Here is a 24,342-nt window from a genome sequence, read left to right as displayed (position 1 = left end):
CGCACGGCCTCCAGCACGACCACGACCCGGGCAGCAGAGGCCCGCGCGGCGACCTCGTCGAGCAGCTCCATCAGCTCACCCAACCCGTCCCCGCACGCTCCGGTCAGGACCTCGTCGAGCCCGGTCAGGGCGTCCCGGGCAGCCTCAAGCCGGGAGCGGCGCTCCTCGAGTTCGGCTGTCCCCGTTGACATGTGACCATCCTGGCACCGCCCACCGACAGGGCATCAGGTCGGGACGGGCACCTGTGGACGACGGCTGCCGTCCTACCCCGCTGTGGAAAACCGCTCTCCGACAAGCGTGGACACGGACGGGTGAGCGGACCGGCTCCTCAGAGCAGACCCTCGCGCTTGAGCGCGAGGTAGTGGTCGGCGAGGCGCACCGGTAGGTCGTCCGGCGTCGCGTCGAGGACGTCGACCCCGAGCCGGCCGAGGGCATCCGAGGCCTGCCGCCGCAACGACACCGTGCGCTCGGCGGCGACCGCGCCCCACACCTCCTCGGACCCGTCGCGCGCAACGCGCATCGCGTCGAGGGCGGGGTCCGCCACGGACGCGACGACGACCCGGTGGTGCGCGACGAGCGCCGGCAGCACGGGGATGAGCCCCTCCTCGATCGCCGCCGGCTCGAGCGGCGTCAGGAGGACGACGAGCGACCGGTGCGTCGAGCGCGTGACCTCGGCCGCGAGGACGCCCCAGTCGGTCTCGACGACCTCGGGGTCGATGGGGGTCATCGCGGAGATGACGTCGTGCAGCAGGCCGGCACGGTCCGCGCCGCTGACCCGGGTCCGGATGCGACGGTCGCCGGCGACGACCTGCACCCGGTCGCGCGCGTGCCCCGCGAGCGCGGTGAGCAGCAGGGCGGCATCCATCGCGGCGTCGAGGCGCGGTGCCTCGCCGACCCGCCCGGCGCTCGTGCGGCCGGTGTCGACGACGATGACGATGCGGCGATGCTGCTCCGGCTGCCAGGTCCGCACGACGAGGTGCTGGCGGCGCGCGGTGGCCCGCCAGTCGATGGAGCGGACGTCGTCGCCGTCGACGTACTCGCGCAGGCTGTCGAACTCGGTGCCCTGCCCCCGGGTGCGCACAGCCGCCCGCCCGTCGAGCTCGCGCAGCACCGCGAGCCGGCTCGGCAGGTGCTTGCGGGACGGGAACGCGTGCAGCGCGCGCAGCCGGGCCCGGGCCTCGACCGACCGCTGCCGCCCGGCGAGCCCCAGCGGCCCGAGGAGCCGCACCGTCACGCAGTCGGCCCGCCGGTCACCGCGCCGTGTCGGGGTCAGCCGCGTCGAGACGCGCCGCACCTCGCCGGTCGGGACATCCAGCGGATGACGGGACGGGGACGAGCCGGCCGAGGGCGGCCACCCGTCACGGAGCAACCCGCGCGCCCGCCGTCGTCCGGTGTTCTCGACGAGCACCCCGGTGGTCGTCGACTCGCCGAGCCGGACCTGGAGGGCGGGGTCCTCGCGGGTCAGTCGCAGGGCGCTCGGGGTGGCCGCGAGGGCGAGGTCGAGGCCGACGAGCACGAGCCACACGAGCGTCCACAGCGCGACCGTCGACCCCTCGGGCCGCAGCCCGACGGGGACGAGGCCGAGGAGGAGCAGCGCGGCGGCGCGCGTCGTCAGGGCCATCAGCGCGGCACGGGCACCGACGCGAGGACGCCGTGCAGGACCGACGTCACCGACGTGCCCTCGAGCTCGGCCTCGGGGCGCAGCATGAGGCGGTGCGCGAGCGTCGCGACCGCGAGGGCCTTGACGTCATCGGGGGTGACGTAGCCACGACCGCTCAGCCACGCCCAGGCCCGGCTCGTCGCGAGCAGGGCCGTCGCGCCACGCGGCGAGACACCCAGCGCCAGCGAGGGGGAGGTGCGGGTGGCCCGCGCGATGTCGACGACGTAGCCGAGCACCTCGTCCGACACCTCGACCTCGCGGACGGCGGCCGCCCCGGCCTCGACGTCGGCGGCCGTGGCGACCGGGCGAAGGCCGGCGCCGGCGAGGTCGCGCGGGTCGAAGCCCGACGCGTGCCGGCGCAGCACCGACACCTCGTCGTCGCGCTCCGGCACGGGGAGGACGACCTTGAGGAGGAAGCGGTCGAGCTGGGCCTCGGGCAGCGGGTAGGTGCCCTCGTACTCGACGGGGTTCTGGGTGGCGGCGACGAGGAAGGGGGAGGGCAGCGGGTGCGGCGTGCCGTCGACCGTGACCTGCCGCTCCTCCATCGCCTCGAGCAGGGCCGACTGCGTCTTGGGCGGCGTCCGGTTGATCTCGTCGGCGAGCATGAGGTTCGTGAAGACCGGGCCGGGACGGAACTCGAAGTCGCTCGCGCGGCTGTCGTAGACGAGCGAGCCGGTGAGGTCGCCCGGCATGAGGTCCGGCGTGAACTGGACGCGCTTGGTCCCGACGTCGAGCGACGCGGCGAGGCTGCGCACGAGCAGCGTCTTCGCGACGCCGGGGACGCCCTCGAGGAGGATGTGCCCGCGGCAGAGCAGCGCGACGAGCATCCCGGCGACGGCGGCGTCCTGCCCGACGACGGCCTTGGCGACCTCCTCGCGGACCCGGACGAGGGCCGCGCGCGCGTCGGCGGCCTGCGGGGCGGGCGTGCTGGGGGTGTCTGTCATGACGTGCGGACCTTCTCCTCGAGATGGGCGAGCTGCTGGGCGAGGGCGACGAGGCCGGCCTCGTCGAGCGGGGCGGGGGAGCGCAGGAGCGCGTCGACCTCGGTGGCGGGCACCCCGGCGGCCGCTGCGACGGCGGGGACGAGCTCGTCCGCCGGTGTGCGGGCGGGCAGCCCGAGGCGGACGGCGAGCCGGGCACCCGTGGCCTGACGGAGCACCCGGGCGGCGCGCACCCGGTCGCCCGAGGCGCGGTAGAGCTCGGCGCGGCTCTCGGTCGTCTCGGCGGCGCGCACGACGACGGGCAGCGGCTCGGGCACGAGGCGGCCGAGCCGGCGTCCACGGGCCACGGCGAAGGCGACGAACGCCAGGCCGGCGAGGAGCAGGCCCGGGCCGACCCACTCCGGCCACACCGACGAGTCGTCGGTCGACGGGTTGGCCGTCGCGTCCTCGGCGCCCGGGTGGTACCAGACGAGGCGCGGGGACGCGCCGAGCAGCCGGAGCATCAGCCCGGCGTCGTCGTCCTCGGTGACGAAGCGGTTCGTGGCGGCGTCGGGGAAGCCGACGACGGTGACCGGCGCGTGCGTGTCGGTGGCGGGGACGTCGACCGCCGCGTACGCCGTGGGGCCGTCGCCGCCGTCGTCCGGCGTGGGCCAGCAGCCGACGACACCGGGGGGCAGCTCGCGGCCGTCGACCGGGACGAGCGCCCACGAGGTCCGGCTCACGCGGTCCTCGCGCCCGACCCACGGGAGCGTGCACTGCGGGTCGGTCGCCGGGCCGTCGGCCGGGCGCGCCGTGACCCCGAGCCCGAGCGCGTCGAGGACGCCCGGTGCGGTGTCGAGGAGGACGACGCGGTCGGCGGCCCGGGTGCCCTCGAGCAGCCGGCGGGCCGCGGTGTCGGTCAGGAGGTCGGAGTTGCCGACCACGACGGTGCTGCCGTCGTCGGTGGCCTCGACGGCCTCCTGCGACGAGGTGACGACCTCGACGTCGATGCCCTGGTCGCGCAGCACCTCGACGAGCGCCCGGGTCCCGCCCTGCCCGGTGCCGTCGGGGTGCAGGCGGTCCTCGGGCGGGGGGCCGCCTGCCGCGACGGCCAGGAGAGCGCCGCCGACGACGACCGCGAGCACCCAGAGGACGACGTCGCGGGTGCGGCGGACGACGCGGCCGGCGTCGACGCCGGCCGGGGCGACGCTCATCGCACCGGCTCCGGGGCGGGAGCCGCTGCGGGCGGGTCGGTCGGGACCGTCGGACGCTCCGGGCGGGCGGCGGCCAGGCGCGCGTCGAGGTCGAGCACGCCGCGGGCCTGCTCGGCGGTCGCGCGGCGGTCGCCGTACCGGACGGCGTCGAAGGCGTCGGCGGCGTCGGCGAGGGCCGTGTGCTCGCCGGGAAAGGGCACGCCGAGCAGCTGCGCGACCTCGTGCGCCGTCCGGCCGGGCGCGTCGTCGAGCAGCACCCGCTCGACCCCGGCTCGCGCGATCGCCCGCACGCCGTCGAGGACCGCTGCGTCGAGGTCGCCGCGCTCGAGGGCCGCCCGGGCGGACGCCCGCAGCGTCGCCGCCGGGACGTCGGGGACGTCGAGGGCGCGCGAGGACCCGCCGCCGGCGCTGCGCCCGACGTCGCGCCGCAGCACCCGCCAGAGGACGAGGGCCAGCACCGCGACGACGAGCCCGACGGCGATGGGCACGGCGACGCCCGGCAGGCCGCCCTCGGGGCGGGCGTTGAGCAGCCGGTCGAGGAGCTCGTTGAGGCGCTCGAGGATGCTCGGCTGCGCGTGGTACCGGGAGGCGGTCAGCTCCTCCTCGAGCCAGCGGCGCGCCTGCTCGTTGCTCGGGTCGAGCGGGGCGTCGGCCGGGGTCACGGCGAGGTGGCGGGCCACGGCGGGGCGGCGGCACCCTGGGCGCTCTGGATGAGCTGGATGTCGAGCCCCTCCCGGCGCATCCGCCCGTCGACGTACAGCAGCGCGTCGACCCCGGCGCTGAACGGCGTCGTCAGCGCCCCGGTCAGCAGGGCCGTCAGCCCGCTCACGAGGGTCTGCGCCACGAGCAGCGTGCCGCCGTCGGAGGAGCCCGAGCCGATGGTCGTCGCCGCGACGACGCCGAGCAGGAGGAGGGAGATGGGGAAGGTGATGACGGTGGAGGCGACGCCGGTGATGACGGCGGTGAGCAGGCGGATGCCGAAGACGCGCCAGAACGGGCCCTTCGACGGACCGCCGACGAGTCCCCACGAGCGCCGGAGCGAGGCCATGACCCCGATCCGCTCGAGGACGACCGCCGGTGCGGCGTAGGCCCATCGGGTCGCGAGCAGCGCGAGCAGGGCGACGGTCAGGAGCCCGACGAGCAGGACGATGCCGATCGCCGCGAGGATGCCCCCGGTGCCGCTCGGGTCGAGCGCGACGACGAGCGCCACGGCCCCCGCGACGCCGACGACGAGGACGACGAGGAGCAGGATGCCCGTGAGGAGGACGACCCCGACCAGCGGCAGGACGCGCCCGCGCGTAGAGCGCCAGATCTCGCCCATCCCGACCTTGCGGCCGAGGACGGCCTGGCCGACGACCTGGGCGAGGAACCCGGCGAGCAGGACCGCGGAGAGCAGCTGGCCGATGGTCGGCAGGTACTGGCCGACGAGCGAGATCCCGGCGTTGTCCGGGACCGTGTCGGTGGCCGCGAAGGAGCCGAAGGGGTCGCTGGACGCCTGGCCGGCGAGGAACGCGCCGAGAGCGGTCGTCGGCAGGAGCAGCGCGAAGCAGGTGAGGGCGGCGAGGCCGATCGTGGCGGCGGGGTTGCCGCGCACGGCCTTGAGCACGCCGCCGTAGACGTCGCCGAGGCCGAGCGGGCGCAGCGGCACGATGCCCGGCCGCACGTCGACCGTGCGGTAGGCCGGCGGCTGCCATCCCGGCGGGGGAGCGGACCCCACGGGCGGCGGCGGGTAGGCCGCGCCGGGAGGCGGGGGATGGGCCGCGCCGGGAGGCGGGGGGACGGCCGGCGGCGTCCATCCGCCCGGGGCCGGCGGGGCCGTCGGGTCGGGTCGTTCGGGCCCGGACCCGGGCGCCACCCAGGGCTGGTCGGTCATCCTCGGACCCCCTCGACGCTCACGGCGCCACCCTAGCCGAGGAGCGTGCGCTCCACGGCGGCTGCGCGAGAGCCCACGGCCCCGAGTGCGGTCTGCCGCTGGACGATCCCCGGCTCCTCCCGCATCAGCCGCCAGCCGCGGCGCACGAGGACGGTGGGCGGCTTGCGGCGCTCGCCGAGGTCGCGCAGCAGGCGGCGGACGAACGTGACCGACGGTCGGTGGTGGACGCACCAGGCGCTGTGGAGCATCCCCTCGTCCTCGAGGCGTGCGACGACCTCGGCGGCGAAGATGCCCTCGGCGAGGACGAGGTCGGTCGGGCCGGCGGTCACCTCGTGCGACCCGGTGGCCCGGCTCGTCGAGATGTCGTAGACCGGCAGCAGTGTGCGCCCGGTGTCGACGAGCTCGCGCAGGGCGGCGACGGCGCGGTCGGCGTCCCAGCTGTCGGGGTGGTCCCAGTCGACGATGCCGAGGGTGGGATGGCGCGGCGCGGCGGGATCGTCGCCGTCGCGGTAGAAGTCGTCGAGGCGGAAGACCGGCCAGCCGCGGCGGGCGTGGAGCCGCTCGGCGAGACGGGACTTGCCGGCTCCGCTGGGGCCGGCGAGGACGACGACGCGGCGCCGGTCGCAGGGAGGGTCGGTCGTCGTGTCCTGCGCGTCCGTGTCCTGCTCACCCACGGGCCACCATCCTACGGCGCGCGGCGGGGTCGCCCGGACCGCCCGCCCTTCAGGCGCCGGTGGGCGGAGCCGGCCGTCGGTCGCGGCGCAGGAGGCCGAGGACCCACGTGTCAGACACCTCGCCGTCGACGACGCAGTCCTCGCGCAGCGTGCCCTCGTGGACGAAGCCGAGCCTCTCGAGGACGCGCCGGGAGGCCGGGTTGCGCGTGTCGGCCTCGCCCTGGACGCGGTTGAGGTCGAGGGTCGCGAAGGCCCAGTCGAGCAGCGCGCTCCCGGCCTCGGTGGCCAGGCCCTGCCCCCAGGCGTCCTGCCGCAGGACGTAGGTGATGACGGCGCTGCGGTACCCCGCGTCGTACTGCGCCAGGGCGCACCAGCCGACGAAGGAGCCGTCGGAGCGACGCTCGACGACGAGCCGTGCGCCGGAGCCGTTCTCCGCGACCCGCTCGCACGCCCGGACGAACGCTGGCGCCCGCTCGCGGTCCCGCCACGGCGGGGCGTCCCAGTACCGCAGCACGACGTGGTCGCTCATCAGGGTGAAGAGCGCGTCGGCATCCTCCGGGCGGAAGGGACGCAGCCGCAGCCTGGCGGTCTCCAGGGTCGGGGTCGGCAGCGGTGTCGGCATCCCGGCAGGCTAGGAGCGGTCGACGCGTCGGGGCGACCGGGTTTCCGGCGCGGAGCAGCGAGGGACGCATCTGACGCTCCGAGACCCCGGAACGTCCACGAGACCCCGGAACGGATCCGGGGTCTCGTGGACATTTCGGGGTGACCCCGAAAAGGTGGGGCGGGGGAGGAGACGAGGGTCAGCGGCCCTTCGGGTGCCAGACCGTCTTGGTCTCGAGGAACGCCGTGAGGCGCGAGAGGTCGGGCACCGCGTCGAAGTCGGGCTCGACCGCCTCGGGGCCGGAGCCGCCGGGGCGCAACACCCGCTTGAGGTTCTCGGCGGCGGCCAGCTCGAGGTCGCCCCACTCCACGCCGGCCGCGTCCGCCGCGCCGGTGAGGTCGATGGCGTTGACGTCGCGGTGCGAGGCGAGCCACGGCGCGACCTCGGCGGTCCGCCCGGTGACGACGTTGACGACACCGCCCGGCACGTCGGACGTCGCGAGGCACTCGGCGAGGTCGATGGCCGGCAGCGGCCGGTCCTCGGAGGCGAGGACGACGCAGGTGTTGCCGGACACGACGACCGGCGCCACGACCGACACGAGGCCGAGCAGCGACGACGCCTGGGGCGCGAGCACCGCGACGACCCCGGTGGGTTCCGGCGCGGAGATGTCGAAGTACGGCCCGGCGACCGGGTTGAGCCCGCCGAGGACCTGCGCGTACTTGTCGGCCCAGCCGGCGTACCAGACCCACCGGTCGATCGCGGCGGAGACGACGGCCTCGGCGCGCGCGGGCGTCAGGCCCTCGGAGTCGCGGACGTCCTGGACGAGCTGCGCGCGGCGGCCCTCCATCACCTCGGCGACGCGGTAGAGCACCTGGCCGCGGTTGTACGCGGTGGCGCCGGCCCATCCGGGCTGCGCCTTGCGAGCGGCGACGACGGCGTCGCGGGCGTCCTTGCGCGAGCCCATCGCCGCGTTGGCGAGGAAGCGCGGGGTGGCGCGCCGGCCGGTCGGCGCGGCGAGCACCTCGTAGGAGCGGCCGCTCTCGGAGCGGGGGAACTTCCCGCCGATGTAGAGCTTGTACGTCTTGCGGACGTCCACGCGCGCGCTCACTGGTCACTCCCGGTCTTGACGTAGGCCTCGAGGCCGTGGCGGCCGCCCTCGCGGCCGTAGCCCGACTCCTTGTAGCCGCCGAAGGGCGAGGTCGGGTCGAACTTGTTGAACGTGTTGGCCCAGACCACGCCGGCGCGCAGCTGGTCGGCCATCCAGAGGATGCGGCTGCCCTTCTCGGTCCAGATGCCGGCCGAGAGGCCGTACGGCGTGTTGTTCGCCTTGGCGACCGCCTCGCCGGGGGTGCGGAAGGTCAGCACCGAGACGACCGGCCCGAAGATCTCCTCCTGGGCGACCCGGTGCGACTGCGACACGTCGGTGAACACGGTCGGGCGGAACCAGTAGCCGGTGCTCGGCAGCTCGCAGCCGGAGTCCCAGCGCTCGGCGCCCTCCTGCGACCCGGCGGCCGTCAGCTCCTCGATGCGCTGCAGCTGCGCGCGGCTGTTGATGGCGCCCACGTCGGTGTTCTTGTCCATCGGGTCGCCGATGCGCAGCGTCGTGAGGCGGCGCTTGAGGCGACGCACGACCTCGTCGGCGACGTTCTCCTGCACCAGGATCCGGCTACCCGCGCAGCAGACGTGGCCCTGGTTGAAGAAGATGCCGTTGACGATGCCCTCGACCGCCTGGTCGACCGGGGCGTCGTCGAAGATGATGTTCGCGCCCTTGCCGCCGAGCTCGAGGGTCGCCTTCTTGCGGGTGCCGGAGATGGAGCGGGCGATCATCTTGCCCACGCCCGTCGAGCCGGTGAACGCGAGCTTGTCGATGCCCGGGTGGTCGACGATGGCCTGCCCGGTGGCGCCCGCGCCCGTGACGATGTTGACGACACCGGCGGGCAGCTCGGCCTGCTGGCAGATCTCGGCGAAGAGCAGCGCGGTGAGCGGGGTGGTCTCGGCCGGCTTGAGCACGACCGTGTTGCCGCACGCGAGCGCCGGCGCGACCTTCCACGCGAGCATGAGCAGCGGGAAGTTCCACGGGATGACCTGGCCGACGACGCCGACCGGCCGGGGGTTCTCGCCGAGCGCGGCGTACGACAGCTTGTCGGCCCAGCCCGCGTGGTAGAAGAAGTGCGCGGCGACGAGGGGGATGTCGACGTCGCGGCTCTCCTTGATGGGCTTGCCGTTGTCGAGCGTCTCGAGGACGGCGAGCTCGCGGGCGCGCTCCTGGATGATCCGGGCGATCCGGTAGAGGTACTTGCCGCGGTCGGCGCCGCTCATCCGCGACCAGACACGGGTGTAGGCGCTGCGGGCCGCGCGGACGGCGGCGTCGACGTCGTCCGCGGTCGCCTCGGAGACCTCCGAGAGGACCTCCTCGGTGGCGGGGTTGAGCGTCTTGAACGGCTTGCCGCCGGTGGCCTCGACGAACTCGCCGCCGATGAACAGACCGTGGCTGCTGGCGATGTCGACGACGGCCCGGGACTCCGGGGCCGGCGCGTACTCGAAGGTGGGCATTCGCTGCTGTCCTTGGGTCGGTCGGGGTGGCGGGTCAGTAGCCGCTGGGGGCGTCGTCGGCGACGTAGTCGGCGCCGGAGTAGGCGCCCGTCGTCATCTTCTGGCGCTGGAGGAGGAGGTCGTTGAGCAGGCTCGAGGCGCCGAAGCGGAACCACTCGTTGCTCAGCCAGTCCTCGCCGGCGACCTCGTTGACGGTGACGAGGAACTTGATGGCGTCCTTGCTCGTGCGGATGCCGCCGGCCGGCTTGACGCCGACCTGCTCACCGGTGGCGTCGCGCCAGTCACGGACGGCCTCGAGCATGACGAGCGTGACCGGCAGCGTCGCGGCCGGCGAGATCTTGCCGGTCGAGGTCTTGATGAAGTCGCCGCCGGCGAGCATCGAGAGCCACGAGGCGCGGCGGACGTTGTCGTAGGTGACGAGCTCGCCGGTCTCCATGATGACCTTGAGGCGCGCGTCGCCGCAGGCCTCCTTGGTCTCGGCGATCTCGCGGAAGACCGACAGGTAGTCGCCGGCGAGGAAGGCCCCGCGGTCGATGACCATGTCGATCTCGTCGGCGCCGTTCTGCACGGCGTCGCGGGTGTCGGCGAGCTTGACGGCGCGGCTCGCGCGGCCGCTCGGGAACGCGGTGGCCACGGCGGCGATGCGCACGTCGCGCTCGCCGATGACCTCCCGGGCGAAGGGGACCATGTCACCGTAGACGCAGACCGCGGCCGGGCTCGGCGTGCTGGGGTCGCTGGGGTCCGGGACGAGCGCGCGCGTCGCGAGCCCGCGGACCTTGCCCGGGGTGTCGGCGCCCTCGAGCGTCGTCAGGTCGATCATCGAGATGGCGGTGTCGATGGCCCACGCCTTGCTCGAGGTCTTGACCGAGCGGGTCGACAGCGCCGCCGCGCGGGCCTCGCAGCCGACCTGGTCGACGCCCGGCAGGCCGTGCAGCCAGCCGGTCAGGGCGGAGTTGGTCAGGCGGGAGACCCCGAGGATGTCGCGGGCTCGCGTCGTCGGGTCGACCTCGGTGCTCGTGCTCACCCCGGGAGTGTACGGGGGTCGGTGGGGCCGGGTCACCGTCGGACGGGGGCACCACCGCACGACCCGGGGCCCGCCGGGATGGCACATCTCGCCACCCGCGGGCGCTGACCTCGGACGATGCCGAGGGGCCGGCGCCTGCGCCCCCTCGATGCACCCAGCCGGGCCGGCCGGGGCATCCTCCTCGACGCGTCCGGCGGATGGCCGAGGCGTCGCCGGCACCGGCTCGAGGTGCGGCCGGTGGCGCGGGAACGGGGGTGATCACCCCCGTTCCCGCGCCACGGGCCCCACCGTCGGGTGCGCCACGGACGGCCGCCGATGGAGCGCGGGGTGCTGCAGCCATCAGGGTGCTGCGGCCGCCGGGGTCAGAGGGCGGTCGCGGCCTCGAGGTCGGCGCGGACGGCCGCGAGCCGGTCGGCCGCGCGCTGGCGGGCGCCGCGCAGGTCGTCGCCGGTGACCGGCTCGACGACCTCGAGGTACACCTTGAGCTTCGGCTCGGTGCCGGAGGGCCGCACGATGATGCGCGAGTCGTCCGCCAGGTGGTAGCGCAGGCCCTCGGTCGGCGGGAGGCCGCCGTCCCCGCGCGCGAGGTCGTCGGCGCGGGCGACGTCGACACCGGCCACCGTCGTCGGCGGCTGGGCGCGCAGCCGCTCCATGATCCGGCCGATGAGCGAGAGGTCCTCGACGCGCACGGAGAACGAGTCGGTGGCGTGCACGCCATGGGCGCGCGCGAGGTCGTCGAGGCGGTCGACGAGGGTGCGGCCCTGCTGCTTGAGCGTCGCCGCGAGCTCGGCGACGAGCAACGCGGCCGAGACGCCGTCCTTGTCGCGGACGTGGCCGGGGTCGACGCAGTAGCCGAGCGCCTCCTCGTAGCCGTAGCGCAGCCCGGGCACGCGACCGATCCACTTGAAGCCGGTCAGGGTCTCCTCGTGGCGCACGCCGGCGGCCCGGCACATCGCCGCGAGCAGGCGCGAGGAGACGATCGAGTTGGCGAACACGGCGTCGGGGGAGTCCTGGGCGACGCCCCGCTCGAGCACGTACGAGCCGAGCAGCGCGCCGACCTCGTCGCCGCGCAGCATCCGCCAGCCACCCGGGCCGGGCACCGCGACGGCGCAGCGGTCCGCGTCGGGGTCGTTGGCCACGACGAGGTCGGGGCCGGTCTGCTCGGCGAGCTCGAGGGCGGCGTCCATCGCCCCCGGCTCCTCCGGGTTGGGGAAGGAGACCGTCGGGAACATCGGGTCCGGCTCGGCCTGCGAGGGGACGGGCAGCGGCTCGGCGAAGCCCGCGGCGAGGAAGGCTCGGCGCACGGTCTCGGAGCCGACGCCGTGCAGCGCGGTGTGGACGACGGTCAGCTCGCGCGGGGCCTCGGGCGAGACAACCGTGACGACGTCGTCGAGGTAGGCCTCGAGCACGTCGTCGCCGAGCGTGTCCCAGCCGTCGTCGGCCCGCGGCACGGACGCGACCGACGCGATGCGGTCGATCTCGGCGGCGATGAGCCCGTCGACCGGCGGGACGATCTGCGAGCCGTCGCCGACGTAGACCTTGTAGCCGTTGTCCTGCGGCGGGTTGTGCGAGGCGGTGACCATCACGCCGGCGTCGGCGCCGAGGTGGCGGATCGCGTACGCCAGCACCGGGGTCGGCAGCGGCCGGGGGAGGACGACGGCCCGGCCGCCCATCCCGGTGACGACGGCGCAGGTGTCGTGGGCGAAGACGTCGGAGTTGGTGCGCGCGTCGTAGCCGACGACGACGAACGGCTCGTCGGTGACGGTGCGCAGGTACGCGGTGAGCCCGGCCGCGGCCCGGATGACGACGGCGCGGTTCATCCGGTTCGGGCCGCCGCCGAGCTTGCCGCGCAGGCCGGCGGTGCCGAACTCGAGCATCCCCGACATCGCGTCGGCGAGCTCCTCGCGGGCGGCGTCGTCGGTGCCGGCGCGGTCGGCCAGGCCCTCGAGCTCGGCGCGCGTCGCGGGGTCGGGGTCGTCGGCCGCCCAGGCGCGGGCGGCGGCGATCAGGGCGTCGAGGTCGGTGGGGGCGCTCACGGGGGCGGTCCTCAGATGCGGCCGACGACGTCGGCGAGGAGTCGTCCGCAGCGCTCGGCCGCGGCCTGGCCGGCCTCGAGGACCTCCTCGTGGCTCAGCGGGTTCGGCGAGATGCCGGCCGCCGCGTTCGTCACGAGCGAGACGCCGAGCACCTCGAGGCCGCTCTGCCGGGCGGCGATCGCCTCGAGCGAGGTGGACATCCCGACGAGGTCACCGCCGAGGAGCTTGGCCATCCGCACCTCGGCCGGGGTCTCGTAGTGCGGGCCGCGGAACTGGACGTAGACGCCCTCGTCGAGGGTCGGGTCCACCTCCTGCGCGACCGCACGCAGCCGGGGGCTGTAGAGGTCGGTGAGGTCGACGAAGTTCGCGCCCTCGATGGGGGAGTGCGCGGTGAGGTTGATGTGGTCGCTGATGAGTACGGGGGTGCCGGGCGCCCACTCGGGGCGCAGGCCGCCGCAGCCGTTCGTGATGACGATCGTCGTGCAGCCGGCGGCCGCCGCGGTGCGCACGCCGTGGACGACGGCACGCACGCCGCGGCCCTCGTAGAAGTGGGTGCGGGTGCCGTAGACGAGCGCGCGCCGGCCGGTGTCGCCGATGGCCACCGAGCGCATCGAGCCGCTGTGCCCGGCGACCGCGGCCTTGCCGAACCCGGGGACGTCGGTGTTCTCGATCGTCGTCACGGTCTCGCCGACGAGGTCGCCCGCCTGGCCCCAGCCGCTGCCGAGGACGAGGGCGACGTCGTGGCGCTCGACCCCCGTGCGCTCGCGGATGACCGCGGCGGCGGCCTCGGCGACCGCGAACGGGTCGGTCGAGGGGTCGGACAGGTCGTGGGCGGCGGCGGTGTCGGTCACGGCGGCAGCCTAGCGACGCCGCGCGGACCGCCCCAGTGCCGGGCTACACCGCAGTAACGGTCGCTGGGGCAGCACGTACTGCGGTGTAGCGCGCACCGGGCGCGTTAGGACTTGCGGATGCAAGTTGCATGTGCAAGTCTGCCTGCATGGCCTCCCTCGCCCACGAGCTCCACGTCCTCGTCGCCCTGATGGACCGCCGCGCCGAGACCCTCCTCGCGCGCTCGGGCAGCGGCCTGACCTACCGGCGCTACCTCGTCCTGCTCCACGCCTCTCGGCTCGACCGGCCCACCCAGCGCGAGCTCGCCGACGGACTCGGCGCGAGCGAGGCCGCGACGAGCCGGATGGTCGCCGGCCTCGCGGCGGACGGCCTGCTCGACGTCGGTCGCGGCCACGGCAACCGGCGCGAGCTGGCGGTGACCGCCGAGGGCGTCACCCGCCTCGCGGCCGCCACCGAGGTGCTCGGTGACCGCTTCGACGACGCCGTCCGCGCGGTGGGCGCCGACCCGGTCGACCTCCTGCACACCGTCACCACCCTCGTCACCGCCCTCCGGAAGGACTGACCGTGCACGCCTGGACCCTCCTCATCACCTCCCACGTCGCCGCCGCGCTCCTCTCGGTGTCGCTCGGTGTCGTGCAGCTCGCCCGCCGCAAGGGCGACGCCCGCCACCGTCACCTCGGGCGGGTCTGGGTCGTCCTCATGCTCTGGACGGCGGTGTCCTCGTTCTGGATCCGTCACCTGCGCGACGGCGCGTTCAGCTGGCTGCACGTCCTCAGCCTCGTGACGCTCGTGACCGTGTCGCTCGGCGTCGTCGGCATCCGCCGCGGCGACCTGCGGGCGCATCGGGCGAACATGGTCGGCAGCTGGCTCGGCTCGGCGATCGCGATGGTCTTCGCGCTCGCGCTGCCGACCCGGATGATCCCGACGTTCGCCGTCGACGAGCCGCTCGGCGCGGCCGCCGCGCTCGTCGTCCTCGCGGTCACGGTCGTGGCGGTCGTCGCCGCCGGGGACCGCCTCGCCCGTCGCAGCTCCGCGGTCGTCGTCCCCGGCTGATCCGTGGCCACCGGCGGCTCGGGCTACACCGCAGTAATGGTCGCTGGGGCGGCAGTTACTGCGGTGTAGCCCGCGCTCGCACGGGGCTGGGGGCGTCAGTCGGCGGCGACGGCCAGCGCGGCGTCACCGCGCGGGGCGAGGACGACGTGGTCGCCCGGCCGGTAGCGCGTGACGTCGGTGTTGGGCACCTGGACCGTCACGAGCTCGCCGGCCGGCGTGCGGACGATGACCCGCCCGTGGCCGCCGAGGAAGCTGGCGCTGACGACACTCGCCCCGCCCTCGCCGGAACCGTCGCCCCCGGGGGAGACCGTGACGCCCTCGGGGCGCACGAGCACGACGGCGTCGCCCTCGGCCGAGCCCGGCAGGACCGGGATGCTGCCGCCGAGCACGTGCGCCCGACCGCCCTCGACGCGCGCCCGCAGCCGGTTGGTCAGCCCGACGAAGTCGGCGACGAACGGCGTGCGCGGGGCGGAGTAGAGCTCCGCCGGCGGCGCGAGCTGCTCGAGCCGGCCGGTGGACATGACGCCGACCCGGTCGGCGACGGCGAGCGCCTCCTCCTGGTCGTGCGTGACGAAGAGCGTCGTCGTGCCGACCTCGAGCTGGATGCGCCGGATCTCGTCGCGCAGCTGCGTGCGCACCTTGGCGTCGAGGGCCGACAGCGGCTCGTCGAGCAGCAGCACCTGCGGCTCGATGGCCAGCGCCCGGGCCAGCGCGACACGCTGCTGCTGCCCGCCGGACATCTGGTGGGCGTACTTGTCGGCGTGCTGCTGGAGCCCGACGAGGTCGAGCATCTCGCCCGCGCGGGCCCGCCGCGAGGCCTTGTCCCGGCCGCGCAGCTCGAGGCCGAACTCGACGTTCTGCCGCGCCGTCATGTGCGGGAAGAGGCTGTAGGCCTGGAAGACCATCCCCATGTCGCGCTTGTTCGTCGGGATGCGCGTGACGTCGCGGCCGCCGACCTCGATGGTGCCGCTGTCGGGGTCCTCGAGGCCCGCGAGGCAGCGCAGCGCCGTCGTCTTGCCGCAGCCGGACGGGCCGAGCAGGCACACCAGCTCGCCGGGCTCGAGGTGGAGGGTCAGCCCGTCGAGGGCCGAGACCCCGCCGTAGACGCGGCGCAGGTCGGTCAGCTGGACGGCGGTGCCGCGGGTCGTCGCGGTGTCGGGGGCGGCGGTCACGGGGTCTCCTTGGCGGGACGGGGACGACGCAGGCGGGCGATGCGCCCGGCGCCGGCCGGGCGGGTGCCGACGAAGGACATGGCGAAGAGCACGACGAAGCCGAAGACGAGGGCGGCGAGACCGACGGCGACGGAGATCTTCGCGTCGGACTTGCCGAGCTCGTACATCGCGACCTGGAGGTTCTTCTTGCTGAACAGGCTGGCGATGGTGAACTCGCCGAGGACGAGCGCGACCGAGAGGAACGAGGCCGACAGCACGGCGGTGCGCAGGTTCGGCAGGACGACCCGCCACATGACGGTGAACCACGACGCCCCGAGCGAGCGCGCGGCCTCCGACAGCGTGCGGACGTCGATGGCGCGCAGCCCCGCGTCGAGCGAGCGGTACGCGTAGGGGAGGACGAGCACGACGTAGGCGAGCGCGAGCCACATCGTCGAGGAGCCGACGAGGTAGTACACCCACGCGTACACCGGGGTGAGGCCGACGACGAGGACGATGGCGGGCACCGTGAGCGGCAGGAGACAGACGAACTCGACGGTGCGCGACAGGCCGGGCAGGCGCAGCCGCACCCACGTCATCGTCGGGACGAGGAGCACGAGCATGATGAGCGGCGTGACGACCGCCAGCCCGACGGACGCGAGGAAGCCCTCCTTGAGCGCCGGGTACTCGAGCGAGATCTGCGAGACGTCGGCCAGGGTGCGCCAGGTGTCGAGCGTCCGGCCGTTCCCGCCGGGGCCCTGGAGCGTGAACTCGAGCATGCCGAGCAGCGGCAGGCCGAAGAACGCGAGCAGCAAGGTGAGGGTCACCCAGCGGAAGACCCGCTGGCGGCGACGGAACGTCGACCGCCCGCTCATCGCGTCATCCAGCGGCCGGCGCGCTTGTCGAGCCACGCGTACAGGGCCATGACGACGGCGACGACGACGACCATCTCGAGGGCCATCGCCTTGCCGATGTTCTCCTGGCCGAGGATGACCTCGGACGACAGCGAGCTGCCGATCTGCAGCGGGAGCAGCGGGTTCGCCTGCGGGACGAGCGCCTTCGCCGTCGAGTACGCCGAGAACGCGTTCGTGAACAGCAGCAGCGTGGCGCCGACGAACGACGGCAGGAGGATCGGCCCGGCGACGCGGCGCCAGTACGTCCACGTGGTGCCGCCGAGGGTCTCGGTCGCCTCGCGCCACTGCGGCCGCAGCCCCTCGACCGCGGGCAGGAAGACGATGAGCATGAGCGGGATCTGGAAGTAGAGGTAGACGAGCATCAGCCCGCGGTCCCACTCGTAGAGCCACAGGCCGCCGCCGGTCGACATCCCGACCTTCGAGAGCAGGACGCTGAGCAGGCCCTGCGCGCTGAACGACGCGATGAAGGCGAACGCCAGTGCGACACCGCCGAACTGGGCGAGCACGCCGCACAGCGAGGTGAAGAAGCGCTGCGTGACCGACCCCGGCCGCGCGGTGCTCACGGCGTACGCGAGAACACCCCCGATGACCGCGCCCCCGAGCGCGGTGACGGCCGAGAGGACGACCGACTGCACGAGCCCCCGGACGACCGCCGGCTGCGTGAGCGCCGAGACGTTGCCGAGCGTCGGCCGGTTGTCGGCGTCGAGGAAGGCGCCGATGACGACGACGAGCGTCGGGATCAGCAGGAAGACGGTCGTGTAGGCGAAGAACGGCACGACCCCCGCGAGGGCGCCGGACGGCCGCAGCCGTCGCAGCGCCCCCGCGGGGCGGGCGATCGCCGTGTCAGCCAACCGCGTTGGCCCAGTTGTCGGCGAGGTACTTCTTGCCGCTGTCGGAGTCGGCCTGGGTCGGGACGACCGGGGTGCCCTCGACGGCGGGCAGCAGGGCGGCCGCGTCGGCGTCGAGCGTGCCGGCGGTCTTCATCGCGTCGAAGCGGACCGGTCGGGCGCCGCCCTTGAGCCAGAGGTTCTGGCCCTCGTCGCTGTAGAGGAACTCCTGCCACAGGCGCGCGGCGGCCGGGTGCGGCGCGTCGACGTTGATCGCCTGGTAGTAGTAGCCGGCGACGACGGCCTCCTTGGGCACGAACACCTTCCACGTCGGGACCTTGGCGCTCAGCGAGGCGTTGAGGTAGTCCCAGTCGATGACGACCGGCGTCTGGCCGGACTCGACGGTGGCGGGCGTGGGGTCGACCGGCAGGAAGTTGCCGGCGGCCTTGAGCTGCTTGAAGAAGTCGACGCCCTTGGTGAGGTCACCGGCGCTGCCGCCCTCGGCGATCGAGACCATCTGGACGCCCGCGAACGCGGCGCCGGCCTCGGTCGGGTTGCCGTTGAGCGCGACCTTGCCCTTGAAGTCCGCACCGAGGAGGTCCTGGACGCTCGTCGGGGCGGGGACCTTGGCCGAGTCGTAGCCGATGCTCATGTACCCGCCGTAGTCGTTGACCCACGTGCCGTCGGCGTCCTTGAAGTCGGCCGGGATGTCGTCGAACGTCGAGACCTTGTACTTGGCGTACATGTCGGTGTTCGCGAGGGCGACGGCCGCGCCGAGGTCGAAGACGTCGGGGGCGCCGGACTGGCCCTTGAGGCGCTTCGCCGTCGCGATCTCGTCGGCGCTGCTCGCGTCGGGTTGGTCGCTCGTGATCTTGATGTCCGGGTACTTCGCCTGGAACGCCTTGATGACCTCGCCGTAGTTCGCCCAGTCCGGCGGCAGCGCGATGACGTTGAGCGCGCCCTCCTTCTTGGCGGCGGCGACGAGGGCGTCCATCCCCCCGAGGTCGGCGGCCGAGGTGGCCGTGGCGGCGGAGGAGCCGCCCGAGGACGCGCTGTCGCCCGAGCCGCCCTCCGAGGGCGGGGAGCAGGCGGCCAGGGCGAGGGCGGTGAGTCCGGCGGCGGCGAGAGCACCCGCGCGGCGGCCGAGGGGACGGGACATGGGAGACCTCCAACAACGGGGGACGGCGGGGGCCGGGGACCGGCGGGGGTCCCGCTCGCACCCTAGGGGCAGAGGTAGTGGTTCGGAAAGGGACCTTTGCCACTTCGTCATCCGGGTGCCCGGATCGTGACCTGCCCCGGAGTGGTTGGATGGTGGCCGTGAACGCGCGGTCGAGCAGAGTCGTCATCCTCGGCGGGGGACCGGGTGGCTACGAGGCCGCCCTCGTCGCCGCCCACGTCGGCGCCGACGTCACCGTCGTCGAGCGCACCGGCATCGGGGGCGCCGCGGTGCTCACCGACTGCGTGCCGTCCAAGGCCCTCATCTCGACCGCCGACTACATGAGCGACTTCGAGACCGCGGCCGACCTCGGCGTCCACCTCGAGGACCAGGAGGGCGACGAGGTCTCCGACGCGATCGCCGACCTGCCCGAGGTCAACCGCCGGGTCCTGCGCCTGGCCCGCGCGCAGAGCGACGACATCCGCGCGCGCCTGCGCGAGGTCGGCGTCCGCGTCGTCGAGGGCACCGGCTCGCTCGTCTCGTCGAGCACCGTCCGCGTCGACGACGAGCAGCTCGACGCCGACGTCGTCCTCGTCGCCACCGGCGCCTCGCCCCGCGTGATGGACACCGCCGTGCCCGACGGCGAGCGCATCCTCACCTGGCAGCAGATCTACGACCTGCCCGAGCTGCCGCGGCGGCTCGTCGTCGTCGGGTCCGGCGTCACCGGCGCCGAGCTCGCGCAGGCCTACCTCGGCCTCGGGTCCGAGGTCGTCCTCGTCTCCTCCCGCGACCGGGTCCTGCCGGGCGAGGACCCCGACGCCGCCTCGGTCATCGAGAAGGTGTTCCGCAAGCGCGGGATGGAGGTGCTCGGTCGCTCGCGGATGGCCGCCGTCGAGCGCACCGACGACGGCGTGCTGGTGCGCCTCGAGGACGGCCGGGAGGTCACCGGGACTCACGCGCTGCTGGCGGTCGGGTCGGTGCCGTCGACGCGGGGCATCGGCCTCGAGGAGGTCGGGGTCGAGCTCGCGCCCTCGGGCCACGTCGTCGTCGACCGCGTCTCGCGCACGTCCGTCCGCGGCGTCTACGCAGCCGGGGACTGCACCGGCGTGCTGCCGCTGGCGTCCGTCGCGGCGATGCAGGGGCGCATCGCGATCGCGCACGCCCTCGGGGACGCCGTCGCACCGCTCAACCTCGGTGTGGTGTCGGCGAACATCTTCACCGACCCCGAGATCGCCACGGTCGGCATCTCGCAGAAGGATGTCGACGAGGAGCGTGTCGACGCCGAGGTCCTCATGCTGCCGCTGTCGCGCAACCCGCGCGCGAAGATGCTCGGCATCACCGACGGCTTCGTCAAGCTGTTCGCGCAGAAGGGCTCGGGGGCGGTCGTCGGCGGCGTCGTCGTCGCGCCGCGCGCCTCCGAGCTGATCTTCCCGGTGACCCTCGCCGTGCAGCACCGCCTCAACGTCGACCAGGTCGCGTCGACCTTCACGGTGTACCCGTCGCTGTCCGGCTCGCTCGCCGAAGCCGCGCGCCGGCTGCACCCCATCGCCTGACCTGCGGCGACGCCGTCGCTGCTGCGTCGCGCCCGGCCCGCCGGGAACCTTGCTCGGGCAGGATGGGTTGTCCCTTCAGACACCCCATCCCCGAGGAGGACGACATGGCCAAGGGTCGCGCCGCGGCGCTCATCGCCGCCGTCACGAAGGTCAAGGACTACGCCCGCAACAACCCGCAGAAGGCCGACGAGGCCATCGGCAAGGTCGAGGGGTTCGTGCGGTCCAAGGCCGGGCCGACGCACTCGGCGAAGGTCGACAAGGGCAGCGACGCGCTGCGCAAGGGGCTCGGGCTGCCGCCGCACGGCGGGTCCGGTGGGCCGACCTCCGGTGGGGGCCAGGTGCCCCCGCCCCCGCCGCCCTCCGGTGGCGGTCAGGTGCCCCCGCCGCCCCCGCCGTCGTCCGGTCCGACCCACTGAGGCGGGCGGGATGAGCGCCGAGCCCGGCCCCGACGTCCCCGACCTGCCCGACGAGGACCTGCCCGCGGCACCCGAGGCCCCGGACCCGGTCGACCCCGACGCGCCGGACACCCTCGACCCCGACCCCGTCGAGCCGTGGCACCCTCACGACCCCGCGGACCCGGCGCCGGTCGCGCCCAACCCCTCGCCGGGGACCGGTGACGACCCCCAGCCCCGCCGTGACCTGGGGTAGCAGCTCCACCACACCCGTCGAGTGAACAGAACACGCCGTCCGAGCGCTGGCTCGGACGGCGTGTTCTGTTCACTCGACGGGGTCGACCGGTTGGAGTCGTCCCGCTGGGAGGCGGTCAGGCGTCGGCGGGCGCCTCGGCGTCCTTGATGTCGCAGATGACCGCGCCGTTGGTGACCGTCCCACCGACCTCGGCCTTGAGGCCGGTGACGACACCGGCCTTGTGCGCGGTGATCGGCTGCTCCATCTTCATCGCCTCGAGGACGACGACCTGGTCGCCGGCGGCGACGGTCGCGCCCTCCTCGACGGAGACCTTGACGATGGTGCCCTGCATCGGGGCGGTGAGGGAGTCGCCGGACGCCGCGGCGCCGCCGGACCCGCCGCCGGAGCGCCGGGGGGCCTTCTTCTTCGCGCCGTGCGCGGCGCCGCCGCCGCCGCCGAAGGACAGGCCTCCGGTGACCGAGACCTCGAGCCGCTTGCCGCCGACCTCGACGACGACCGTCTGGCGCTCCTGCGCCTCGGGGGCGTCACCGACCGGGCCCGAGTACGGCTCGATGTCGTTGTCGAACTCGGTCTCGATCCAGCGCGTGTGGACGGTGAACTTCTCGTCGGGGTCGGCCGGGGCGAAGGCCGGGTCGGCGACGACCTTGCGGTGGAAGGGGACGACGGTCGGCATCCCCTCGACGACGAGCTCGGCGAGCGCGCGGCGGGAGCGCTCGAGCGCCTGCTGCCGGGTGCGGCCGGTGACGACGAGCTTGGCGATCATCGAGTCGAACGCGCCGGCGACGGTGTCGCCCTCGACGATGCCGGCGTCCCAGCGCACGCCCGGCCCCTGCGGCACGACCATCCGCGACACGGTGCCGGGGGCGGGGAGGAAGTTCCGGCCGGCGTCCTCGCCGTTGATGCGGAACTCGATGGAGTGCGCGTGCGGCTCGGGGTCGGGGTAGTCGAGGGACTCGCCGTTCGCGATGCGCAGCTGCTCACGGACGAGGTCGATGCCGGTGACCTCCTCGGACACGGGGTGCTCGACCTGGAGGCGGGTGTTGACCTCGAGGAAGCTGATGTCGCCCTGCGGCCCGACGAGGAACTCGCAGGTGCCGGCGCCGACGTAGCCGGCCCTGCGGAGGATCTCCTTGCTCGCGCGGAGGAGCTCGGTGTGCTGCTCCTCGGTGAGGAACGGGGCCGGTGCCTCCTCGACGAGCTTCTGGTTGCGGCGCTGGAGGGAGCAGTCACGCGTCGAGACGATGACGACGTTGCCGTGCTGGTCGGCGAGGCACTGGGTCTCGACGTGGCGCGGGTGGTCGAGGAAGCGCTCGACGAAGCACTCGCCGCGGCCGAAGGCGGTGACCGCCTCGCGCACCGCGGAGTCGAACAGCTCGGGGATCTCCTCGATGGTGCGGGCGACCTTGAGGCCGCGGCCGCCACCGCCGTACGCCGCCTTGATGGCGACGGGGAGGCCGTGCTCCTGCGCGAAGGCGACGACCTCGTCGGGGCCCTCGACCGGGTCCTTGGTGCCGGGGACGAGCGGGGCATCGGCGGCGAGGGCGATGTGCCGCGCCTTGACCTTGTCGCCGAGCGAGTCGATGGCCTCGGGGCCGGGGCCGATCCAGGTCAGGCCGGCGTCGATGACCTTCTGCGCGAAGTCGGCGTTCTCGGCGAGGAAGCCGTAGCCGGGGTGGACGGCGTCGGCGCCGGCCTGCTGCGCGACCTCGATGAGCTTGTCCTGCAGGAGGTAGGAGTCGCCGGGGGTGGAGCCGCCGAGGGCGTGGGCCTCGTCGGCGACCTTGACGTGGAGGGCGTCCCGGTCGGGCTCGGCGTAGACCGCGACGGACGCGACCCCGGAGTCCTTGCAGGCACGGGCGATGCGCACCGCGATCTCGCCCCGGTTCGCGATGAGGACCTTGCTGATCGGCATGTCTCGGACTCTATCGGTCCCGTGCGCCGCCCACCCGGGGGCGCGGCGAGGTCTCCCTCACACGTGGTCGGGGTGCTCGGCGCGGGCTCCGCTCAGGCGCCGAGCGACTCCGCGAGGCGCGCCAGCAGGCGGGCGAGGGTGTCGCGGTCGCGGGCGCCGAGGGCCTCGAGCAGCCGGGCCTCGTTGGCCACGTGGGCGGCCATCGCGTCGTCGATGAGGGTGCGGCCCGCCGGTGTGAGGACGACGGTGCGGGCGCGGCCGTCGGTGGCGTCGGCCCGTCGCTCGACGAGGCCGCGTGCCTGCAGCCGGTCGAGGCGCTTGCTCACGGCGCCGGAGGTGACCATCGTCCGCTCGGCGAGCTCGCCGGGGGAGAGGGTGAAGGGCTCGCCCTGGCGGCGGAGCGTGGCGAGGACGTCGAACTCGCCCTCGCCGAGGCCGAACTCGGCGTAGACGGCGGTCAGTTCGGGGGTCAGGGCGGCCGCGATGCGGTGGATGCGTCCGATGACGAGGAGCGGGGTGGTGTCGAGGTCGGGGCGCTCGGTGCGCCATTGCGCGTGGACGGTGGCGACGTGGTCCATCCCTCGACAATATCTTCCGTGGAAGGTAATGTCTCTTCCATGGAAGGTACAGCGGGGATGCGGACGGTGCTCGTGACGGCGGTCGCTCCGGTGGTGTGGGGGTCGACGTACGCGGTGACGCAGCTCTGGCTGCCGCCGGGTCGCCCGCTCTTCGCCGCGGTCATGCGCATCCTCCCGGCGGGGGTGCTGCTGCTGCTCTGGGTGCGGCGGCGGCCGCGCGGTGCGTGGTGGGGTCGTGCGGCGGTGCTGGGGACGCTCAACCACGCGGTCTTCTTCGGGCTCGTGTACGTCGCGGCCTACCGGCTGCCGAGCGGGTTGGCGTCGACGCTGACCGCGCTCTCCCCGTTGGTGGTCATGGGTGTGGCGTGGCTGCTGCTCGGGGAGCGCCAGCCGTGGGTCGCGGTGCTCGCGGCCGTGGCCGGCATCGGGGGAGTGGTCGTGCTGGTCTCCGCGGGGGGCGGGGCGTCGGGGTCCGTCGACCCGGTCGGGGTGGCGGCGTCGGTCGGGGCCGTCGTGTCGGCGTCGGTGGGGTTCGTGCTCGTGCGGCGCTGGACGCCGCGCGACGCGGTGCTCGCGACGACGGCGTGGCAGCTGGTGGCCGGTGGGCTGGTGCTCGTGCCGGTGGCGCTGGTGGTCGAGGGGGCGCCGCCGGCGCTGGACGGGGCGGCGGTGCTGGCGCTGCTGTGGCTCGGGCTCGTCGGGTCGGTGGTCGGGTACGTCGTGTGGTTCCGCGGGCTGACCCGGATGGACGCCGGCGCCGTCGCGGTGGTGGGGCTGCTCAACCCGGTCGTCGGGACGGTGCTCGGGGTGGTCCTGCTGGGCGAGGGCTTCGGGTGGGTGCAGCTCGGGGCGATGCTCGTCGTCCTCGGTGGGGTGCTGGTGGCCCAGGCGCCGGTGCGTGCCGCGGCCGCGAGGTGGGCGCAGCGTGTGCGGGGCCACCGGGTCGGGGTGGGCGGGCCGCGCGGCTCGCGCTCCGACGGCCGGACGCCGGAGCGCGAAGGGGCGGCCGACGCGGTCCGCGAGCCGTCCGAGCCCGCGGCCTGCCGCTCGTAGGGGCGTGCAGGGGGAATCACCTCGGCTCGAGGTGCGATGGCCCCCGGGTGCGCGGGCCCGCCGACCTGAGAACCGGCCCGGGACAGGTGTTCTCCC

The 24,342-nt window shown here is 74.5% G+C and carries 25 protein-coding genes; 6 read left to right on the top strand and 19 right to left on the bottom strand.

The annotated features are described in order from the left end of the window. The 13 genes from IG69_RS0108430 to IG69_RS0108365 all read right to left on the bottom strand — a co-directional run. Positions 1-191, bottom strand: a 191-nt coding sequence (locus IG69_RS0108430) for a hypothetical protein (protein ID WP_030527723.1), incomplete at its 3' end; no start/stop codon positions are given. A gap of 137 nt (positions 192-328) precedes the next feature. After that, positions 329-1,621 carry a DUF58 domain-containing protein gene (locus tag IG69_RS0108425; RefSeq protein WP_030527722.1) on the bottom strand — a complete coding sequence of 431 codons (1,293 nt, stop codon included), beginning with the start codon at positions 1,619-1,621 and terminating at the stop codon, positions 329-331. Then, positions 1,621-2,604: an AAA family ATPase gene (locus IG69_RS0108420; RefSeq protein WP_030527721.1), complete on the bottom strand. Its 984-nt coding sequence runs from the start codon at positions 2,602-2,604 to the stop codon at positions 1,621-1,623. Before IG69_RS0108420 ends, IG69_RS0108425 begins: the two co-directional genes overlap by 1 nt. Continuing rightward, positions 2,601-3,794 (bottom strand): DUF4350 domain-containing protein, encoded by a 1,194-nt coding sequence (locus tag IG69_RS20130; protein WP_036829442.1) that lies wholly within the window; start codon positions 3,792-3,794, stop codon positions 2,601-2,603. Before IG69_RS20130 ends, IG69_RS0108420 begins: the two co-directional genes overlap by 4 nt. After that, complete coding sequence (locus IG69_RS0108410) at positions 3,791-4,474, bottom strand: DUF4129 domain-containing protein (protein WP_051750366.1); 684 nt, start codon at positions 4,472-4,474, stop codon at positions 3,791-3,793. Before IG69_RS0108410 ends, IG69_RS20130 begins: the two co-directional genes overlap by 4 nt. Then, positions 4,453-5,667, bottom strand: a complete 1,215-nt coding sequence (locus IG69_RS0108405) for a DUF7847 domain-containing protein (RefSeq protein WP_157577436.1) — start codon at positions 5,665-5,667, stop codon at positions 4,453-4,455. The genes IG69_RS0108410 and IG69_RS0108405 overlap by 22 nt, the downstream gene beginning before the upstream one ends. A 32-nt stretch (positions 5,668-5,699) precedes the next feature. Further along, positions 5,700-6,341: a uridine kinase family protein gene (locus IG69_RS0108400; RefSeq protein ID WP_051750365.1), complete on the bottom strand. Its 642-nt coding sequence runs from the start codon at positions 6,339-6,341 to the stop codon at positions 5,700-5,702. 49 nt (positions 6,342-6,390) lie between these two features. After that, positions 6,391-6,963: a GNAT family N-acetyltransferase gene (locus IG69_RS0108395; RefSeq protein WP_030527717.1), complete on the bottom strand. Its 573-nt coding sequence runs from the start codon at positions 6,961-6,963 to the stop codon at positions 6,391-6,393. Between the two features lie 178 nt (positions 6,964-7,141). After that, a complete protein-coding gene (locus tag IG69_RS0108390; protein ID WP_030527716.1) occupies positions 7,142-8,050 on the bottom strand; it encodes an aldehyde dehydrogenase family protein in 909 nt (302 codons plus the stop codon). Next, positions 8,047-9,495 carry an aldehyde dehydrogenase family protein gene (locus IG69_RS0108385; protein WP_030527715.1) on the bottom strand — a complete coding sequence of 483 codons (1,449 nt, stop codon included), beginning with the start codon at positions 9,493-9,495 and terminating at the stop codon, positions 8,047-8,049. Before IG69_RS0108385 ends, IG69_RS0108390 begins: the two co-directional genes overlap by 4 nt. Positions 9,496-9,529: 34 nt before the next feature. Beyond that, a complete protein-coding gene (gene deoC / locus IG69_RS0108380; RefSeq protein WP_030527725.1) occupies positions 9,530-10,519 on the bottom strand; it encodes a deoxyribose-phosphate aldolase in 990 nt (329 codons plus the stop codon). Positions 10,520-10,881: 362 nt separating this feature from the next. Further along, positions 10,882-12,555: a phospho-sugar mutase gene (locus IG69_RS0108370; RefSeq protein WP_030527714.1), complete on the bottom strand. Its 1,674-nt coding sequence runs from the start codon at positions 12,553-12,555 to the stop codon at positions 10,882-10,884. 11 nt (positions 12,556-12,566) lie between these two features. After that, on the bottom strand, positions 12,567-13,406 hold the full coding sequence (locus IG69_RS0108365) for a purine-nucleoside phosphorylase (protein WP_030527713.1): 840 nt from the start codon (positions 13,404-13,406) through the stop codon (positions 12,567-12,569). A 146-nt stretch (positions 13,407-13,552) separates the two neighbouring features. Here IG69_RS0108365 and IG69_RS0108360 point away from each other — a divergent pair, with 146 nt between their 5' ends. Both IG69_RS0108360 and IG69_RS0108355 read left to right on the top strand, forming a co-directional pair. Further along, positions 13,553-13,966 (top strand): MarR family winged helix-turn-helix transcriptional regulator, encoded by a 414-nt coding sequence (locus IG69_RS0108360; protein ID WP_030527712.1) that lies wholly within the window; start codon positions 13,553-13,555, stop codon positions 13,964-13,966. A gap of 2 nt (positions 13,967-13,968) precedes the next feature. Next, a complete protein-coding gene (locus IG69_RS0108355; RefSeq protein WP_030527711.1) occupies positions 13,969-14,457 on the top strand; it encodes a DUF2306 domain-containing protein in 489 nt (162 codons plus the stop codon). A 95-nt stretch (positions 14,458-14,552) separates the two neighbouring features. On the opposite strand, the gene IG69_RS0108350 is transcribed toward IG69_RS0108355, so the two are convergent. Genes IG69_RS0108350 through IG69_RS0108335 form a run of 4 tightly spaced genes read right to left on the bottom strand, consistent with a single transcriptional unit; the run spans position 14,553 to position 18,505 of the window. Further along, complete coding sequence (locus IG69_RS0108350; protein WP_030527710.1) at positions 14,553-15,629, bottom strand: ABC transporter ATP-binding protein; 1,077 nt, start codon at positions 15,627-15,629, stop codon at positions 14,553-14,555. After that, positions 15,626-16,480 (bottom strand): ABC transporter permease, encoded by an 855-nt coding sequence (locus IG69_RS0108345; RefSeq protein WP_084696668.1) that lies wholly within the window; start codon positions 16,478-16,480, stop codon positions 15,626-15,628. Before IG69_RS0108345 ends, IG69_RS0108350 begins: the two co-directional genes overlap by 4 nt. Then, complete coding sequence (locus IG69_RS0108340) at positions 16,477-17,370, bottom strand: ABC transporter permease (RefSeq protein WP_242525758.1); 894 nt, start codon at positions 17,368-17,370, stop codon at positions 16,477-16,479. Before IG69_RS0108340 ends, IG69_RS0108345 begins: the two co-directional genes overlap by 4 nt. Continuing rightward, positions 17,363-18,505: an ABC transporter substrate-binding protein gene (locus IG69_RS0108335; protein ID WP_030527707.1), complete on the bottom strand. Its 1,143-nt coding sequence runs from the start codon at positions 18,503-18,505 to the stop codon at positions 17,363-17,365. The genes IG69_RS0108340 and IG69_RS0108335 overlap by 8 nt, the downstream gene beginning before the upstream one ends. Positions 18,506-18,654: 149 nt before the next feature. Between IG69_RS0108335 and IG69_RS0108330 the strand changes: the two genes are divergently transcribed. The 3 genes from IG69_RS0108330 (at position 18,655) to IG69_RS0108320 (ending at position 20,703) form a co-directional block, all read left to right on the top strand. Next, positions 18,655-20,055: an NAD(P)H-quinone dehydrogenase gene (locus IG69_RS0108330; protein WP_030527706.1), complete on the top strand. Its 1,401-nt coding sequence runs from the start codon at positions 18,655-18,657 to the stop codon at positions 20,053-20,055. Positions 20,056-20,159: 104 nt separating this feature from the next. Further along, positions 20,160-20,471 carry an antitoxin gene (locus tag IG69_RS20950; RefSeq protein ID WP_051750364.1) on the top strand — a complete coding sequence of 104 codons (312 nt, stop codon included), beginning with the start codon at positions 20,160-20,162 and terminating at the stop codon, positions 20,469-20,471. Between the two features lie 10 nt (positions 20,472-20,481). After that, positions 20,482-20,703, top strand: a complete 222-nt coding sequence (locus IG69_RS0108320; RefSeq protein ID WP_030527704.1) for a hypothetical protein — start codon at positions 20,482-20,484, stop codon at positions 20,701-20,703. 115 nt (positions 20,704-20,818) lie between these two features. Here the strand turns inward: IG69_RS0108320 and IG69_RS0108315 are convergent, their stop codons facing one another. Further along, positions 20,819-22,615, bottom strand: coding sequence for an acetyl/propionyl/methylcrotonyl-CoA carboxylase subunit alpha (locus IG69_RS0108315; RefSeq protein ID WP_030527703.1), 1,797 nt, complete (start codon positions 22,613-22,615; stop codon positions 20,819-20,821). 92 nt (positions 22,616-22,707) lie between these two features. Continuing rightward, a complete protein-coding gene (locus tag IG69_RS0108310) occupies positions 22,708-23,193 on the bottom strand; it encodes a MarR family winged helix-turn-helix transcriptional regulator (RefSeq protein ID WP_030527702.1) in 486 nt (161 codons plus the stop codon). 39 nt (positions 23,194-23,232) lie between these two features. On the opposite strand from IG69_RS0108310, the gene IG69_RS0108305 reads away from it, so the two are divergent. After that, complete coding sequence (locus tag IG69_RS0108305) at positions 23,233-24,246, top strand: EamA family transporter (RefSeq protein ID WP_157577434.1); 1,014 nt, start codon at positions 23,233-23,235, stop codon at positions 24,244-24,246. Positions 24,247-24,342: the final 96 nt, after the last annotated feature.

This window comes from Phycicoccus jejuensis, assembly GCF_000720925.1.
Taxonomy (GTDB): Bacteria; Actinomycetota; Actinomycetes; order Actinomycetales; family Dermatophilaceae; genus Phycicoccus; species Phycicoccus jejuensis.
This window is presented reverse-complemented; position numbering and strand designations above follow the sequence as displayed.